This is a genomic window from Komagataeibacter europaeus LMG 18890 (assembly GCF_000285295.1).
GTDB classification, from domain to species: domain Bacteria; phylum Pseudomonadota; class Alphaproteobacteria; order Acetobacterales; family Acetobacteraceae; genus Komagataeibacter; species Komagataeibacter europaeus.
In genome coordinates this window covers 22,322-38,290 of the sequence record NZ_CADP01000003.1, presented here as the reverse complement: position 1 = coordinate 38,290, position 15,969 = coordinate 22,322, and the positions used below count along the sequence as shown (strand labels likewise).

At 64.0% G+C, this 15,969-nt stretch carries 12 protein-coding genes and 1 tRNA gene; 9 read left to right on the top strand and 4 right to left on the bottom strand.

Annotated elements, in window-relative coordinates; all coding sequences use genetic code 11:
* Positions 1-147: 147 nt before the first annotated feature.
* From GEU01_RS02770 to GEU01_RS02750, 4 genes are all read left to right on the top strand, one after another.
* On the top strand, positions 148-1,248 hold the full coding sequence (locus GEU01_RS02770) for a glycosyltransferase family 4 protein (RefSeq protein ID WP_019084852.1): 1,101 nt from the start codon (positions 148-150) through the stop codon (positions 1,246-1,248).
* Positions 1,249-1,323: 75 nt separating this feature from the next.
* Positions 1,324-2,841 carry a replicative DNA helicase gene (locus GEU01_RS02765; RefSeq protein ID WP_019084851.1) on the top strand — a complete coding sequence of 506 codons (1,518 nt, stop codon included), beginning with the start codon at positions 1,324-1,326 and terminating at the stop codon, positions 2,839-2,841.
* Positions 2,842-3,200: 359 nt separating this feature from the next.
* Complete coding sequence (locus GEU01_RS02755; protein ID WP_019084850.1) at positions 3,201-4,712, top strand: YifB family Mg chelatase-like AAA ATPase; 1,512 nt, start codon at positions 3,201-3,203, stop codon at positions 4,710-4,712.
* 70 nt (positions 4,713-4,782) lie between these two features.
* Positions 4,783-4,857: transfer RNA gene (locus tag GEU01_RS02750), tRNA-Val, on the top strand.
* 287 nt (positions 4,858-5,144) lie between these two features.
* On the opposite strand, the gene GEU01_RS02745 is transcribed toward GEU01_RS02750, so the two are convergent.
* The 3 genes from GEU01_RS02745 to GEU01_RS02735 form a co-directional block, all read right to left on the bottom strand.
* The gene (locus GEU01_RS02745; RefSeq protein ID WP_019084849.1) at positions 5,145-5,528 is read right to left on the bottom strand and encodes a hypothetical protein; all 384 of its coding nucleotides are present in this window, start codon (positions 5,526-5,528) and stop codon (positions 5,145-5,147) included.
* Between the two features lie 137 nt (positions 5,529-5,665).
* Positions 5,666-7,555 (bottom strand): hypothetical protein, encoded by a 1,890-nt coding sequence (locus GEU01_RS02740; RefSeq protein ID WP_026018446.1) that lies wholly within the window; start codon positions 7,553-7,555, stop codon positions 5,666-5,668.
* Positions 7,556-7,599: 44 nt separating this feature from the next.
* Positions 7,600-8,559 (bottom strand): mitochondrial fission ELM1 family protein, encoded by a 960-nt coding sequence (locus GEU01_RS02735; RefSeq protein ID WP_019084847.1) that lies wholly within the window; start codon positions 8,557-8,559, stop codon positions 7,600-7,602.
* A 112-nt stretch (positions 8,560-8,671) separates the two neighbouring features.
* Between GEU01_RS02735 and GEU01_RS02730 the strand changes: the two genes are divergently transcribed.
* The gene (locus tag GEU01_RS02730) at positions 8,672-9,775 is read left to right on the top strand and encodes a DEAD/DEAH box helicase (protein ID WP_019084846.1); all 1,104 of its coding nucleotides are present in this window, start codon (positions 8,672-8,674) and stop codon (positions 9,773-9,775) included.
* Between the two features lie 161 nt (positions 9,776-9,936).
* Complete coding sequence (locus tag GEU01_RS22225) at positions 9,937-11,010, top strand: M14 family metallopeptidase (protein ID WP_019084845.1); 1,074 nt, start codon at positions 9,937-9,939, stop codon at positions 11,008-11,010.
* Here GEU01_RS22225 and glyA read toward each other — a convergent pair.
* Positions 11,001-12,290, bottom strand: coding sequence for a serine hydroxymethyltransferase (gene glyA, locus GEU01_RS02715; RefSeq protein ID WP_026018444.1), 1,290 nt, complete (start codon positions 12,288-12,290; stop codon positions 11,001-11,003). The two genes, GEU01_RS22225 and glyA, sit on opposite strands and share 10 nt — an antisense overlap.
* A 201-nt stretch (positions 12,291-12,491) precedes the next feature.
* Between glyA and GEU01_RS02710 the strand changes: the two genes are divergently transcribed.
* The 3 genes from GEU01_RS02710 to GEU01_RS02700 all read left to right on the top strand — a co-directional run bounded on the left by GEU01_RS02710 (position 12,492) and on the right by GEU01_RS02700 (position 15,962).
* Positions 12,492-13,961 carry an amino acid permease gene (locus GEU01_RS02710; protein ID WP_198284436.1) on the top strand — a complete coding sequence of 490 codons (1,470 nt, stop codon included), beginning with the start codon at positions 12,492-12,494 and terminating at the stop codon, positions 13,959-13,961.
* 86 nt (positions 13,962-14,047) lie between these two features.
* Positions 14,048-15,040: a porphobilinogen synthase gene (gene hemB, locus GEU01_RS02705; RefSeq protein WP_010507833.1), complete on the top strand. Its 993-nt coding sequence runs from the start codon at positions 14,048-14,050 to the stop codon at positions 15,038-15,040.
* A gap of 139 nt (positions 15,041-15,179) precedes the next feature.
* Positions 15,180-15,962, top strand: a complete 783-nt coding sequence (locus GEU01_RS02700; RefSeq protein WP_010507832.1) for an arginyltransferase — start codon at positions 15,180-15,182, stop codon at positions 15,960-15,962.
* Positions 15,963-15,969: the final 7 nt, after the last annotated feature.

The following is a 15,969-nucleotide window of genomic DNA, read 5'->3' as shown; positions in this document are numbered from 1 at the left end:
CGGGTAATTTGCACGCCCGGTCCCCGCCTGCTGTTTTCTAATGGGGAAAACTGCCCTATTAAGCCTTTCCGCCGTTGCATATCCGGTGTTCCGGTTCCGAGAAATGACGGCAAGGACAGCCCTGGCCGGATCTGTTGTTGGTAATGAATGCGTATCCTCTATCTCATTAACAGCCTGAACGGCGGTGGGGCCGAACGGCCGCTGCCTGCCGTGATCGGGATGATGCGCGCCTGCGGGCACACGGTCCGGGTCGTGGCGCTGGCGCGCAAGGCTGGCAACGCCATTGCCTGGCTGGAGGCCGCCGGCATTGATTACCATATCGTGGATGATCGCGATCCCGCCCGGTTCGCGTCACTGGGGCAGGTGCTGAGTTATGTCCGCGCCAACCGGCCCGACCTGTTATGGACATCCCTGACACGCGCGACCCTGTACGGTCAGGCGATCGGCAGGATGCTGGGCATTCCCGTGGTCAGTTGGCAGCACAGCGCGTTTCTCAAGCCCGCCAACCGCTTCCTGCTGCGCCGCACCCGTCACCTGAGCGCATTCTGGGTAGCGGATTCCGAATACGTGGCCCGCGTCACATGCAGCCAGCTGCGCCTGCCACCCGACCGGATCTGCACATGGCCGCTGTTCATGGCCGATGCGGCCGTGCAACCGGCCGCGCCATGGAACGGGCAGGACGGGGCGGTCTTCCATGTCGGATCACTGGGGCGGCTGGAACCGGAAAAGAACATGCAGCTGCTGGTACGCGCGATGGGTGTCATCCGCGCGACCCGGTCGGATGCACGCATTCACCTGTCACTGTGCGGCAGCGGGTCGCAGATGATGGCGCTGCAGGCGCTGGCGGCCCGGATGGCGGCGGACGCCATCAGTTTCGAGGGATTCCAGCCGGACCCGCTGGAATTCTGCCGCAAGCTGCATGTATATGTGCAGCCCTCCCATTTCGAGGGTCTGTGCATCGCGGTCCATGAGGCGATGCAGGTAGGGCTGCCGGTCATCGCAACCCCCGTGGGCGCCATTCCCGACATCATCCGTGATGGGGTCAACGGGTTCCTGCTGGCCGCCTCCACGCCGGAAACCCTCGCCGCGCAGATCCTCCACCTCCATGCACGCCCCGACCTGTGCATGCGGATTGGCAGGGCGGCCCGGCACGATATCCTGCAACGGTACGGGGCGGACACGGTCCACGGCATGGCCATCGCCGTCATCCGCCGCGCGGAACGGCTGGTACACGCACCCCGGGGCTGACGCGCCCGTCATGCACATCCGGCCACCCCATCATGCCCCTTCCGGTCGCATGGGGGGATCAGGTAGGATGGGGGGGTGAATACGATCCAGAATCCCCCCTCCGCAGAGTCCGGGCAAAAGGACTCGCTCCTTGGCGTCTCGCACCGCCTGCCGCCTGCCAACATACAGGCGGAGCAAGCGCTGCTGGGCGCGCTGCTGACCAATAACCGCGCATATGACCGCGTTTCCGACTTCCTGACCGGCGCGCATTTTGCCGATGAGGTCAATGGCCGCATCTATGATGCCATTTCCCGCCGTATCGAAGGCGGCCAACTGGCGGACCCCGTCACGCTGCGGGCCGAATTCGAAAATACCGGCGTGCTGGATTCCGTGGGCGGCACGGCGTACCTGGCCAGGCTGCTGACATCCATGGTCGGCATCATCAACGCCGCCGATTACGGACGCGTCATTCATGATGCATGGATACGCCGCCAGCTGATCGACATCGGGCAGGACGTGGTCAACAACGCCTTTGGCGCACGTGCCGACCTTGACGGTCCCAGCCAGATCGCTGCCAGTGAGGAAGCGCTGTTCAAGCTGGCCACGGAAAAGGGACAGGATGGCGGCTTCCAGTCCTTTGACCGCGCACTGGCCGATGCGCTGGAAATCGCGCAGCAGGCCTTTGACCGCAGCGGCGACGTGGTGGGCCTGACCACCGGGCTGCGTGACCTGGACAAGAAAACCGGCGGCCTGCACCCATCCGACCTGCTGATCCTTGCGGGCCGTCCAGCCATGGGCAAGACGGCGCTGGCCACCAAGATCGCCTTTTCCGCCGCGCGCGCGATCATGGAGGAAATCCGCAACGCCCCGCCCGATGCCAGGCCCAAGGGGTCGGTGGCCATCTTCTCGCTTGAAATGTCGTCCGAACAGCTGGCCACCCGTATCCTGTCCGAACAGGCCAGCGTATCGGGGGAGAAGATCCGCCGTGGCGACCTGGGCCAGAAGGAATTCGACCGCTTCGTGCAGGTCAGCCGTGAACTGGCGCAACTGCCGCTGCATATTGACGATACGCCCGCCATCACGCTGTCGGCCATGCGCACGCGCTGCCGCAGGCTGGCGCGCACCAAGGGGCTGAGCCTGGTGGTGGTCGATTACCTGCAGCTCATGCGGCCATCGGTGGGTGCGAAGGCGGAAAACCGCGTGCTGGAAATCTCCATGATCACGCAGGGTCTCAAGGCGCTGGCCAAGGAACTGTCGGTACCGGTCATCGCCCTGTCGCAGCTTTCGCGTCAGGTCGAGAGCAGGGAGGACAAGCGGCCCATGCTGTCGGACCTGCGTGAATCGGGATCGATCGAGCAGGACGCCGATGCGGTGATGTTCGTCTATCGTGACCAGTACTACCTGCAGCAGCGCCAGCCCAAGGAAACGTCCTATGACTCACAGGACAAGTACCATACCGCGATGGAGGAATGGCAGCGCAAGATGGACCTTGCGCATAACCGCGCGGAACTGATCCTGGAAAAACAGCGTCACGGGCCGACAGGGACGGTGCACCTGTTCTTCGAAGGGGAGTTTACACGCTTTGCCGATCTGGACATGGTCCACGACGCGTAGGATCAGCAGGATATCGCAACGGCAGGCGTTCCGGAGCATCCGTTAAAGACCTTACGTAAGTGACGCGCGATGTGGATGTCGCGCGTCACTGTAGCATATCCGCCACAATGGTCCGGAACACATGAATGGAATCCCGGATTGATCCAGTTGGGGTCATGATGTGCAGGAAAGCGCACAGGGGATTGGGACGGACAGGATGTGAGGCAGCCGGGCATGTCCCCTCCCGCCCACATCTAAAAGTTTTATAAGAAATATTATGCCAACAAATAATGGCGTGAGGATGCATATCCGCCAGAATCTGGCCCGTCCGGCCATGTTCCATAATGGCCAAGCCGTCCGCAATCCGGCATCATCACGCCATGACTGATACGGCGCTTGCATCCATCTGTGGTTTTGCCTTTTCCGGCATCGAGGCCGTTCCTGTCAAAGTTGAGGTCCAGCTCTCCGTTGGCCTGCCATCATTCCTTGTGGTCGGACTGCCAGACAAGGCCGTCAATGAATCACGCGAACGCGTGCGCGCCGCCCTGTCCGCCATGGGCCTCGCGCTGCCGGCCAAGCGCATCGTGGTCAATCTGGTACCCGCCAGCCTAATGAAGGAAGGATCGCATTTCGACCTGCCCATCGCCCTTGCGCTGCTTGGGGTCATGGGCCTGCTGCCCGGTGACATGGCGCAGCGTTACGCAGCACTGGGCGAACTGTCGCTGGATGGCGGCGTAAACCCCGTATGTGGCGTGCTGCCTGCCGCCATGACGGCGGCCGGCCTGTCGCTGGGTCTGATCTGCCCCGCCAGTCAGGGCGTGGAAGCCCGCTGGGCCAGCGAGGACATGGATATCCTCGCCATCCGTTCCCTGCCCGAACTGCTGAACCATTTCCGTGGGCAGCAGGTCATCGACCCGGTTGAACTGCCCGCCCGCATGGATGCGGGCCTGACCGCCCTGCCCGACCTTGCCGATATCCGCGGCATGGAAACCGCGCGGCGGGCATTGGAAATTGCCGCCGCCGGGCGTCATTCACTGCTGATGGTGGGACCGCCGGGGGCTGGCAAATCCATGCTGGCGGCGCGCCTGCCCGGTATCATGCCTGACCTGACACCCACCGAGATGCTGGAAATCAGCCGGATCCACAGCATTGGCGGCCTGCTGAAGGACGGGCAGCCAGTATCCCGGCCGCCCTTTCGCAACCCGCATCATTCCAGCAGTCCCACGGCATTGAGTGGCGGCGGCGCCCGCGCCCGTCCCGGTGAGGTCAGCCTGGCGCATCGCGGCGTACTGTTTCTGGATGAACTGCCGGAATTCTCCCGTTCCGCGCTGGAAATCCTGCGCCAGCCCATGGAAACGGGGTCCATATCCATCGCCCGCGCCGCGGCCCATGTCACCTACCCTGCCCGCTTCCAGCTTATCGCAGCCATGAATCCGTGCAAATGCGGCTATCTGGGTGATGCGTCGCAGGAGTGCCGCAAGGCTCCGCGCTGTGGCGAGGATTATCAGGCACGCCTGTCCGGCCCGCTGCTGGACCGTGTGGACATGGCGGTACATGTCGAACCGATGCCCCTGAACCGCATTGCCGAGACCACAGGCGGTGAAGCCAGCGCCACCGTCGCCGCGCGCGTCAGGGAAGCCGTGGCCCGCCAGCATGACCGCCAGGGCGAAGCCCGCAATGCCGAAGCCCCGATCGATGACTTCCGCATAACGGCGGCGGCACGGGATTTTGCGGTACAGGCATCTGAAAAAATGCGCCTTTCCGCCCGTGGCTTCACCCGTCTGCTGCGTGTGGCGCGGACGATTGCAGACCTGTCGGCCGCCATCGATGTGGAACGTCCCCATGTTGCCGAAGCCCTGGCCTACCGTATCCGCCGTCCGGGCCGGAAATAGCGGCAGTCGCGTATTTTTCCCCCTTGCGCACCCCGGCTGACTGGATTAATAAGGCCCCACCGAAGCGGATGGGTGCGTAGCTCAGCGGTAGAGCATCGCCTTCACACGGCGGGGGTCACAGGTTCAATCCCTGTCGCACCCACCATCCGGCCTCCCCCTTGTTAAAATTCATTGCTGGCCAGACCAAGCTATCAGATAGCCTGTCCCGTCAGCAGTTCTTTGAACAGTCAGTCCGGGGCATGTTGGCGAAACGGCCGCAGTACCTGGGGAGCATGAACTCGGCAGCATTTCCGGCAGTACCCCGGCCCCTTTTGCCTTTGCGACGCCCGGCAATTATTTCTTGTAGGTTGCGGCAGGACAGGGTCGCTGTATTACGATTGATGCCAATGATCTCCGTAGCACTGCACGCCGGGATGCCCGCAGCGCTGCCCATCATGACGGTACATCGTCCAGCGCATCACGGCATTTGACGTAGGACAGCTTGTCCTGAAACAGGAACAGCACATAGTAATCCAGCGTACGCCGTCGTTTGCGGGTAGGGTTGGTATAGAACGGAAATACGTCAAACGGCCCGTCATGATCCGCGGGTAGTGGATCATGTTCCGTTATGCACCGCACCTGAAACAGTGGCGCATAGACGGTAGCGTCCGCATCCGTACGCCGGACATGAAAGAGGTTTTTCCGGAATTTGCGCAGCCGCTGCGGCAGCACGAATATCATGTTCTGTTCAAGGAAATTCTGCGGCGGATTACGGTCGCGCAGGTACTTCATGTCGGCAGGCATGTCACAGAAAAAATTGGTGTCCTGTACGATCATGGTCCAGTCAGGTTCCCTTCCGGTCTGTCAGGCATGGCGGAGCGGATTCGCCCTGTCGGCCCGTTTCGCGCACACCGTGGCACATCCCGGCAGCCGCCTGCATGGTCATATGGGAACGACCGGGACATATGCCAGGGTCAGAACCCGAACATATGATCGACTGAAAAACGTCCTTCCCCCTCCGCCATGCGGCCATGATAGCCGAACAGGCGACAGGTGGTGTCACGGATGATGACATAGGCCCCTTCCCCCGCACGCGCCAGCACGGGCAGGCCAAAGACACGGTGAGGCCAGATTTCCCGTGATCCGGACATGGGAATGGCGATCTTTTCATGCGCCATCACCGTACCATCCGCCGCGTGCAGGTACAGTGAGGTATCCGAATGCGGCCGCCACGTGGCCGAGGCAGGATAGATCAGCCTGCAGAAACTGAACGGCTCACTTGCCGCCGCTGTCAGGAACAGCCGCGTACTCAGCCCCGGGGGCGGGCCGACATAGGACTGTGGTTCCCCCTTGTAGGTCATGACCGTATTGAATATGTGCGACCCGAAACTGGTTTCGGATGCATGGCCGGTCTGCCTGTCCTCATAACGGATCAGCGCATGCAACCAGCCATCCGCCTGCCCGCCGTCACGGAAATCGTACAGCAGTTCCCCATGTCCAGAACCGGTTGCAAGCGCGCTGACATCCAGTAATGCCGCATGGTCACGCGGCAGGCACCCCATGAAACGCGACGGGCCAGCCGTCCCCTCCGCATCGAAACAGTCCACCCGTACCGGCAGGCTGGTCAGGCTTTCCGCCATGGGCGATGGCAGCAGCAGGGTGCGGTAGCGCGCGGGATCGGGCACCGGGAACGGCAGCAGGTAACCCCGCCCGAAAAAACGTGGATCGAGCCGGGCAATGCCCGGGTCGGGCTGCAGGTCGGCACGCTGCACGTTCAGGTGCGCGATGCGCGTACGCCCGTGCTGCGTGATTTCGTAACGGGAGCGCACGACATGGCCACCGGCGCGGAATTCGATCTGTTCCGGCCATGACAGGCCGGGCAGGATATCGCGCATATGCACGGCCATGGTCTGGTACGGGGCCAGTTCGGGCATGATGGGCACGTGTGCATCCTGTCCCATCCGGTTCAGCGTCATGCTGCCCGATGGAACAGGCAGGTCATGGCTGTTCTGGACCCACAGCACCACGTCCTCGCCCGCCGCCGGGGCGGGCAGGTTGGCGTAACGGTTGGCGGGCCAGGCATTGGCGTCATGGGTGACGGACAGGCTGGCATTGGCGCCCTGCCCTCGTGTTTCCAGCGCGTATTTGACCACGTCATGGCCTGCTATGCCCTGCGCATGGATGAACAGTTGCCCGGTAAATTCCGGCAGGCCAAACCGGCTGCGGATCTCGGCACTATCGATGATGATGGCCTGGCCATCGCCCGGCACGTCATAATCCCATGTCTGCAGCACGTGGCCGTCCTGATCGAACAGGCACAGCCACAGCCGCACGGCCCGCGCACCGTAGCGCGCCCAGTAATTGGCCGTGACCAGACGGGTGGACAGCGCGGCCGTATCCCGGAAAAAGGCAAGGTTGGTGGCGAAGTTCAGCCGGTGCAGATAGTCATGCGCGACCGAAAGCATGTGCCGGGGCAGCCGCACGGGTTCCAGCGTATGCAGCACCCCGTCCGCAGGCAGCAGGCCGGACAGGCGGCCCTGCATGACAGCATGGTTGAAATCCAGCGCCCACACGGTCCCTGCCCCGCCCTGCGCCAGATCCACCACCGGCTGCAGGACCATGCCCGCACGCATCTGCCCCACCTTCAGCGAATCATGGGTGTATATGCCCGCCACCGTAACGGGCGCGGGCAGCAGCGCCATGACGGTTTCCACCATGTCATGGGGATCATAGATCGCAATCGGTCCCGCATTGCGCAGGTCATCGGCAAGGCTGGCAAGCTGTTCGGCAGCCAGCGGGTGGGTCAGGGCCTTGTAGGCCATGTTGCCGCCTGAACGCGGATCAAAAGTCCTGATACCTAGCATGGGCCTGTTTTATTCCACTTCTGGCGCAAGCGGGAGAATTATTGTCATACTGCTGCCGCAAGACCCAGATAATGCCGCACGGCTTCCGCCGCCATGACGGTATCATCAAGCGGAGTCACAGGCCATGTTTCCAGCCGCCCGGCAAAGGGCCGGATACGTCCCGCCTGTGTCAGGTCACGCAGGAAATACCCGATCCGCCGCGACCGGCCCGGCAGGCTGGCGACCATGACGGGGGCGGATGTCGCCACGGCTTCCGAAATCATGGAAACGCTGTCAACGGTGACAACGATCGCATCAGCACAGGCCAGCAGGCCCATATACGGATTGGGGCCGGTCTGGTCCCATATCCATGCATCCGGCCCGGCAAGGGCGCGCTGCAGTTCGCCACAGACCGCCGGGTCCGTCCGGCGCGATGGCGTCAGCGCGATGCCCACCCGGTCACGCCGCATCATGGCGGCCAGTTGCGTGGCAAGGGCATTCCCCTCCGCCCGGCCCAGACGGAAACGGCCATTCCCCCCACCAACCAGAACGGCAACCAGCGGGCGCGGCAGATGGGCCAGCAATGGCGTCCATTCCCGCCGCGCCTGATCCAGCAGCGCGGGGGTCACCCCATGCAGGGCCGTACGCGTCAGGACAACATTGGGACCGGAAATGCGGTCATGCCGATTGGCGATGACCAGATCGAAACGTGCTGGCGGCAGGCGCGGGTTCTGCACCTGTATCACGCGCGCGCCCTGCCTGCGCAGCGCGGCCCCCACCGCTCCCCCGCTGCCACCAATGCTGATGACGGGATGATCGCGGTAATCAGGGCCAAGGCCAAGCGGCATGACCGCACGCAGGGGCGCGGGCCACCACGCGGCGGGCACGTGCCGCCATATCCCGCGTGGCGCTAGCGCATGCAGGTGGGGATCAAGCCCCGCGCGCCGCGCCAGCCCGAAGGTCTGCGATCGCATGCCGGCAAGGTCCGCCGCGATCACGGCGGCGGTCGGTTCGTGTGATGCCATGCGCCCATGTGCCGGGACGGAAGCTGGGGCGTCAATGCCCCGCCCCTTTTGTCCATTGCCCAGCCGCGCTAAGTGGCTATGCATGAGTGAGACAGAACCGACATTTTCCGGTATGGGGCTGGATGGCCGCATGGTGGCCGCCCTGACACGCATGGGCCTGCACCAGCCGTCCCTGATCCAGCGCGAAGTCATTCCCCCCGTCATGGCCGGACGGGACGTGGAGGCCCGTGCGGGCACCGGCAGCGGCAAGACGGTCGCCTTTGCCGCACCTGTCCTGTCCACCCTCATGCAGCCAGGAGATGCGGACAATGCCCGCGTACGTTGCCTGATCCTGTCCCCCACGCGCGAACTGGCGGGACAGACGGCGGGCGTGCTGCGTGGCCTTGCCCGTGGCAGCGGCCTGCGCATCCTGCAGGCCACCGGGGGCACGGCACGGGTGGCGCAGGCCAGGACGCTGGGCGAAGGGGTCGCGATCGTGGTCGGGACGCCGGGCCGGGTGATCGACCTGGTACATGGGGGGGAACTGGACCTGTCCATCGTCAGGCAGTTCGTGCTGGATGAAGCCGACCGCATGCTGGAACCGGGATTTGCGGAAGAAATGCTGGCTCTTGCCGCCGCCCTGCCCGCACGGCACCAGACATTGCTGTTTTCCGCCACCATTCCTCCGGCCATGGCCGAACTGGCCGCCCGCCTGCTGCACCGGCCCGTACGGATCAGCATGGAGGTGGAAAACGCCCCCGCGCCGCGCATTGCGCAATACGCCATTTTCGTGCCCATGCGCCACAAGGCGGAGGCGACACTGGCCTGCCTGAAGCAGTATGGCATGCAGCGTGTGATGGTGTTCGTGCGCACCCGGCAGGAAGCCGACACCATTGCACGCAGCATAAGCACGCTGACGCCCGCCGTCGCGATCCATGGCGATCATTCGCAGGCACGGCGCGAGCGGATGTTGCGTGACTTCCGTCAGGGGCGCGTGGGCGTACTGGTGGCAACCGATGTCATGGCGCGGGGAATCGACATTGATGACATCGCCCTTGTCATCAACCACGACATTCCCGCCCAGCCCGAAGCCTATGTCCACCGCATCGGGCGCACCGCGCGTGCGGGGCGGCGCGGCGTGGCCGTTGCCCTGTGCGCACCCGAAGAACGTCAGGCGCTCAAGGACATCGAACGCCTGACGGGACAGCGCATCCGCATCGCCAGCCTGCCGGAATGACGGACCGGTTCATGCATTTGTCATGCGCCCGCCGCCCCCCATGGTCTTGCCGTGGGGTGAAGGCTGGATAAACTGGATTTCATGATGAACACCGATGCCATGCAGTCACCTGTCCCGACGCATGACGGGACAGGTGCGGCCAACGACCGGACCCGCCTGACATGACACATGGGCCGGAAGATGCGCCACGCCTGCCTGTACGCGTGGCACGGCCCACCCCGTTCCTTGAACGCCTGCCCCCGCCGCCATCCAGCCTGCCACGATGGAAAATCGGCATCACGCCGCCCGACCTGTCACCATGGCTGGCAGGTAACTGCGGCATTCCCGGCGTCATGCATTACGAAGGGCGCAGGCCAGGCCCGCATATCGTGTGTGTCAGCCTGATCCATGGCAATGAATTCGCGGGGGCGATCGTGCTTGACCGCCTGCTGCGACAGCGGATCCGCCCGCGCGCGGGCCGGCTGTCGCTGGTGTTCGCCAACCCCGGGGCCATGCGCCTGTTCGACCCACGCGACCCGGTGCGTGCGCGCTGCGTGGACGAGGACATGAACCGCGTCTGGCTGCCCGCCATGCTGGATGGTCTGCGGTCGTCACATGAACTCGACCGGGCGCGGGTCCTGCTGCCGGTCATCCTGACGGCGGACAGGCTGCTGGACCTGCATTCCATGCTGTGGCCGGGGGACCCGCTGGTGCTGTCGGGCCTGTCGCCCACGGGACGGGCCATGGCGCGGCGCATTCGTGGCGTGGATGTATGCGTGGCCGACCGGGGCCACCGCAGCGGGTGCCGACTGATCGATCACCCGCGCTTCAGTAATGGCAGCGCCGCCGCCTGCCTGCTGGAAGCGGGCCAGCACTGGCACGAAGCGACCGTCACGCGGTCCATGCAGGCGGTCTTGTCCCTGATCGGGCCGTGCTGCGGCCTTCCCGCCAATGGTGGCACATTGCCACAACGGGCAATGGTGGTAACGGATGTGATAACGGCACGGACAGCGCTGTTCCGTTTCGTCACACCCTTCCACAGCGGGCATGTCGTGGCCGATGCCGGCACGATGGTGGCGCAGGACGGCGACGATGAAATCCGCACGCCCTATGACCGGTGCATGCTGATCATGCCCAACCTGCGCCCCGCCCGCGGCCATACGGCCGTACGGTTCGCCCGTGTGGATACGGGGCACGCGACCGCCCGCCCCGGTTCAGTAACCGGGACAGGCGGCCATCGTCATGCTCAGGCGTAGATGGGGAAGCGTGCACACAGCGCCTTGACGCGCTCGTGCACGGCCTGCTCCGTCTTCGTGCAGCCTTCCTCCCCGGGGGTTCTGGCCAGCGCGGTCAGCACTTCGTCGATCATGCGGCCGACTTCACGGAATTCTTCCACGCCAAAGCCACGCGCCGTCGCCGCCGGGCTGCCCAGGCGGATGCCCGAGGTAATGGCAGGCTTTTCAGGATCGAACGGAATGGCGTTCTTGTTGGCGGTAATGCCCGCGCGTTCCAGCGCACGTTCCGCCGCACGTCCCGTAACGCCCTTGGGCCGCAGGTCCACCAGCAGCAGATGGCAGTCCGTGCCACCGGTCACGATGTCGAAGCCGCTCTGCACCAGTGTGTCCGCCAGAACGCGGGCATTGTTCGCGACCGCTTCCTGATAGGTGCGGAAATCAGGACGCAGTGCCTCACCAAACGCCACGGCCTTGGCCGCGATCACATGCATGAGGGGACCGCCCTGCAGGCCGGGGAATACGGCGGAATTGATCTTTTTCGCCAGATCCGCGTCATTGGTCAGGATCAGCCCGCCACGCGGCCCGCGCATGGTCTTGTGCGTGGTGGATGTGACGACATGCGCATGCGGCACGGGCGACGGGTACAGGCCAGCCGCGACCAGACCCGCGAAATGGGCCATGTCCACCATAAGGTACGCACCAACCTCATCCGCGATGGCGCGGAAGCGGGCGAAATCGATGACACGGGGATAGGCGGACCCACCGGCGACAATCAGCTTCGGCTTCTCGGCACGGGCAAGGCGTTCCATTTCCTCGTAATCCAGCAGGCCGTCTTCCCTGCGCACGCCATACTGGACCGCGTTGAACCACTTGCCGGAATAATTCGGGGCGGCACCATGGGTCAGGTGACCGCCGGCGGCCAGGCTCATGCCCATGACGGTATCGCCAGGCTTCACCATCGCCATGAAGGCGGCCTGGTTGGCGTTGGCGCCCGAATGGGGCTGCACGTTGGCGAATTCCGCGCCGAACATCGTCTTGACGCGTTCAATGGCCAGGGTCTCGACCCTGTCCACTTCCACGCAGCCACCATAATAACGGCGACCGGGATAACCTTCGGCGTATTTGTTGGTCAGAACGCTGCCCTGTGCAGCCATGACGGCGGCGGAGACCATGTTCTCGCTGGCAATCAGTTCAATCCCGTCGCGCTGACGCACCAGTTCCGCATCGATAATCGCGGCGACATCGGGGTCGGCTTCGGTCAGTGGGGCACGGAAAAACTGCTTGAGGTCAGTCTGGCTGATGGGGTCCGGCACCGTTATGTCTCTCCATTCATTGGATCATCTGTCATTTCCGGGTAGGCAAACGGACATGACACGTATGGGAACAGGCCTGCTATGTGCGCCATATCGTGGCGTCAAGACAACGCCAAAATTATGGAGACCGGCTGATTTGACCCCTGTTGCATTCCCTTCCCCCATCCATACCACCCCGTGCGTTGCAATATGAACACAGGCATCATACGCGCGTTGCTGCGCCGCCTGCCCGTTGGCGCGCCAGCGGATGACGCAGGACTGAAACGCGTGCTGGGCGCCGGCAGCCTGGTGGCCCTGGGCGTGGGGGTCACGATCGGGGCGGGCCTGTTTTCGCTGACCGGCGTGGCGGCTGGCAGCAATGCCGGGCCTGCCGTACTCATATCATTCGTGCTGGCGGCGGTGGCGTGTGCCTTTGCCGGACTGTGCTACGGGGAACTGGCGGGCATGATCCCGGCGGCGGGCAGCGCGTATGTCTATGCCTATGCCGCCCTGGGCGAGCTTGCGGGCTGGATCATCGGCTGGGATCTGGTGCTGGAATATACGGTGGGGGCATCCGCCGTATCGGTCAGCTGGGCGCGGTACATGCGCTCGCTTCTGGACGGATGGGGCATTCACCTTTCGCCACGGCTCACGGCATCCCCGTTCGAGGTCGTAGGCATGGCCGGCGGCCAGCCCGTCCATGGCATCGCCAACGTGCCTGCCGTCTTCATCATCGTGGTACTATCCGTGCTGCTCATGCGCGGGATTTCGGAATCGGCGCGGCTGAACGCCATCGTCGTGGCGATCAAGCTTGCGGTCATCGCCGCCGTGATCGGGTTCGGGCTGCCATATATCAAGGTCGCGAACTATACCCCCTTCATTCCCCCCAATACCGGTGAATTCGGGCATTACGGCCTGTCGGGCATCCTGCGGGCGGCGGGGACAATCTTTTTCGCCTATCTGGGGTTTGACGCCGTCTCCACCGTGGCGCAGGAGACGCGCAATCCCGGGCGCGACATGCCCATTGGCCTGATGGGCAGCCTGGCGATCTGCACGTTCGTCTATATCGCCTTTTCCTTCGTGCTGACGGGACTGGTGAATTACCGCGACATGATCGGGGATGCCGCCCCCGTGGCCACCGCCATTGACCACACGCCCTTTGCCTGGCTGCAGGCCGCGGTCAAGCTGGGCATCATATGCGGCTTCCTGTCGGTCATCCTTGTCCTGCTGCTGGGACAGAGCCGGGTGTTCTTCGCCATGGCGCGTGACGGGCTGCTGCCATCCATGTTCGGGCGCACGCATTCCCGCCTTGGCACGCCGGTCGCGTGCCACCTGTTCTTCATGGGGGTGACGGGGACGCTGGCTGCCTTCCTGCCGATCGAACAGCTGGCGCACATGACATCCATCGGCACGCTGCTGGCCTTTGTCATCGTCTGCGTGGGGGTTATCGTGCTGCGCGTGCGCGAACCCGACCGCCCGCGTGTATTCCGTGTGCCCGGCGGCAACCTGATCCCGGTGGCGGGCATCATAAGCTGCGGGGTCATGATGCTCTCGCTGGACGGGCTGACGTGGCTGCGGCTGATTGTCTGGCTGGCGATCGGGCTGGTTGTGTATGCGCTGTATGGCATACGCCACAGTCGGCTGGGGGCGGTCATACCTGCCATGCGCGGGAAATCCTGAACGCGCGGGGCGGATTACCGGATCATAATTTGGCATGGGGCGGCGACAGGATCATAGTTGCCCCTTCCCTGATGGAGTTGGATTGGATGAATATCGGTCAGTTTCCCCAAACAAGGCTGCGCCGTAACCGGCACGACCGGTTTACACGGCGGCTGGTGTCTGAAAACACGCTATCGACCGATAACCTGATCTGGCCGATCTTCGTGACCGAGGGCACGGGCGCGGTCACCGATGTTTCCTCCATGCCCGGCGTGCAGCGCGTCAGCCTCGACCGGCTGGCAGCCCATGTGGAACCCGCGGCGAAGCTGGATATTCCCGCACTGGCCCTGTTCCCCATCACGCCTGCCAGCCTGCGTGATGAAGCGGGCACGGAAGCGACCAACCCCGACAACCTCATGTGTCGGGCCGCACGTCTGCTGAAAAAGGAATTCCCTGAAATCGGCCTGATCGGCGACGTGGCGCTGGACCCCTATACCAGCCACGGCCATGACGGGCTGATCGAAGACGGCTACGTGGTCAACGACCCGTCGGTCGAAATCCTGGTGAAACAGGCCGTCAATCAGGCCGCCGCCGGGATCGACATCATTGCGCCGTCCGACATGATGGACGGGCGCATCGGTTCCATCCGCACGGCGCTGGATGTATCGGGACTGGTCAATACCCGCATCATGTCCTACGCCGCCAAGTATGCCAGCGCCTTCTACGGCCCGTTCCGTGACGCGCTGGGTTCGGGTGGCCTGCTGACGGGTGACAAGAAGACATACCAGATGGACCCCGCCAACACGGACGAGGCCCTGCGTGAAGTCGCCCTGGACCTGAGCGAAGGGGCCGACATGGTCATGGTCAAGCCGGGGATGCCATATCTGGATGTCATCGCGCGCGTGCGACAGGAATTCGCGGTGCCGACCTTTGCCTACCAGGTATCGGGCGAATACGCGATGCTGATGGCCGCGATCCAGAATGGCTGGCTGGACCGTGACCGCGTGATCATGGAAAGCCTGATGGCCTTCCGCCGTGCGGGCGCCAATGGGGTGCTGACCTATTTCGCGCTGGACGCCGCGCGCCTGCTGCGCGCCTGAACACCACAAAACCACGCGTACGCAGCCGGATAGTTGATGCCTGCAACAGGAAGGATATGATAACCGTTCAGGACCACGGGCAGTCTGTTTTTCCTGTTTGCGGGGCTGCCGTTTCCTGTTTTCCGGCTGGTGAGAGCGCATGACCTATACATCGCCACGGCATCCACAGCTATTCTATACGACGGCGCCCATGCCCTGCCCCTATCTGGCGGGACGGATGGAACGCAAGGTCGTGACCGAAATTGGCGGACCGGACGCCGTGCCGTTCCATAACCGCCTGTCACGCGCCGGTTTCCGTCGCAGCCATACCATTGCCTATGCGCCGGTCTGCGCGGGCTGCACCGCATGCACGCCCATACGCGTGCCTGTGGCGCGCTTTACCCCCAGCCGCACGCAGCTGCGCGCCCTGCGCCGCAATGCCGGGCTGCGCGCGCAACGCATCCCGCCCGCCGCGACCCCGGAACAGTTCAACCTGTTCAGCGCATACCAGTCCACCCGCCATGAAGGCGGCGACATGGCGTCCATGACCTTTCCCGATTACCGGGCCATGGTCGAGGATACGCCGATCGAGACCTTCATGATCGAATTCCGCGATACCGAAGACAGGCTGGCCTGTGTCGCGCTGGTGGACCAGCTGGATGACGGTCTGTCCGCCGTCTATGATTTCTATGATCCCGCATTGCGGCAGCGTTCACTGGGCACGTTCGCGGTCATGCACCTGATCGAATATACCCGCACGCTTGGCCTGCCCCACCTGTATCTGGGCTACTGGATCAGCGAGAGCCGGAAAATGGCCTACAAGGCCCGTTTCCGCCCGGCCCAGATCATGACGCGCGGCGTATGGCACGATCTGGACCTGGCGCAGTACCAGGCCCATGAAAGCGCCTTCCTGCCCGACGGACTGTTCCGCCCGGTGGAATGACGCCGGA

Coding starts and splice junctions, on each gene's coding strand:
- GEU01_RS02700 (WP_010507832.1), top strand. CDS start 15,180: ATGACCTATACATCGCCACGGCATCCACAGCTATTCTATACGACGGCG.
- GEU01_RS02740 (WP_026018446.1), bottom strand. CDS start 7,555: ATGCTAGGTATCAGGACTTTTGATCCGCGTTCAGGCGGCAACATGGCC.
- GEU01_RS22225 (WP_019084845.1), top strand. CDS start 9,937: ATGACACATGGGCCGGAAGATGCGCCACGCCTGCCTGTACGCGTGGCA.
- GEU01_RS02730 (WP_019084846.1), top strand. CDS start 8,672: ATGGGGCTGGATGGCCGCATGGTGGCCGCCCTGACACGCATGGGCCTG.
- GEU01_RS02745 (WP_019084849.1), bottom strand. CDS start 5,528: ATGATCGTACAGGACACCAATTTTTTCTGTGACATGCCTGCCGACATG.
- GEU01_RS02755 (WP_019084850.1), top strand. CDS start 3,201: ATGACTGATACGGCGCTTGCATCCATCTGTGGTTTTGCCTTTTCCGGC.
- GEU01_RS02770 (WP_019084852.1), top strand. CDS start 148: ATGCGTATCCTCTATCTCATTAACAGCCTGAACGGCGGTGGGGCCGAA.
- hemB (WP_010507833.1), top strand. CDS start 14,048: ATGAATATCGGTCAGTTTCCCCAAACAAGGCTGCGCCGTAACCGGCAC.
- GEU01_RS02710 (WP_198284436.1), top strand. CDS start 12,492: ATGAACACAGGCATCATACGCGCGTTGCTGCGCCGCCTGCCCGTTGGC.
- GEU01_RS02735 (WP_019084847.1), bottom strand. CDS start 8,559: ATGGCATCACACGAACCGACCGCCGCCGTGATCGCGGCGGACCTTGCC.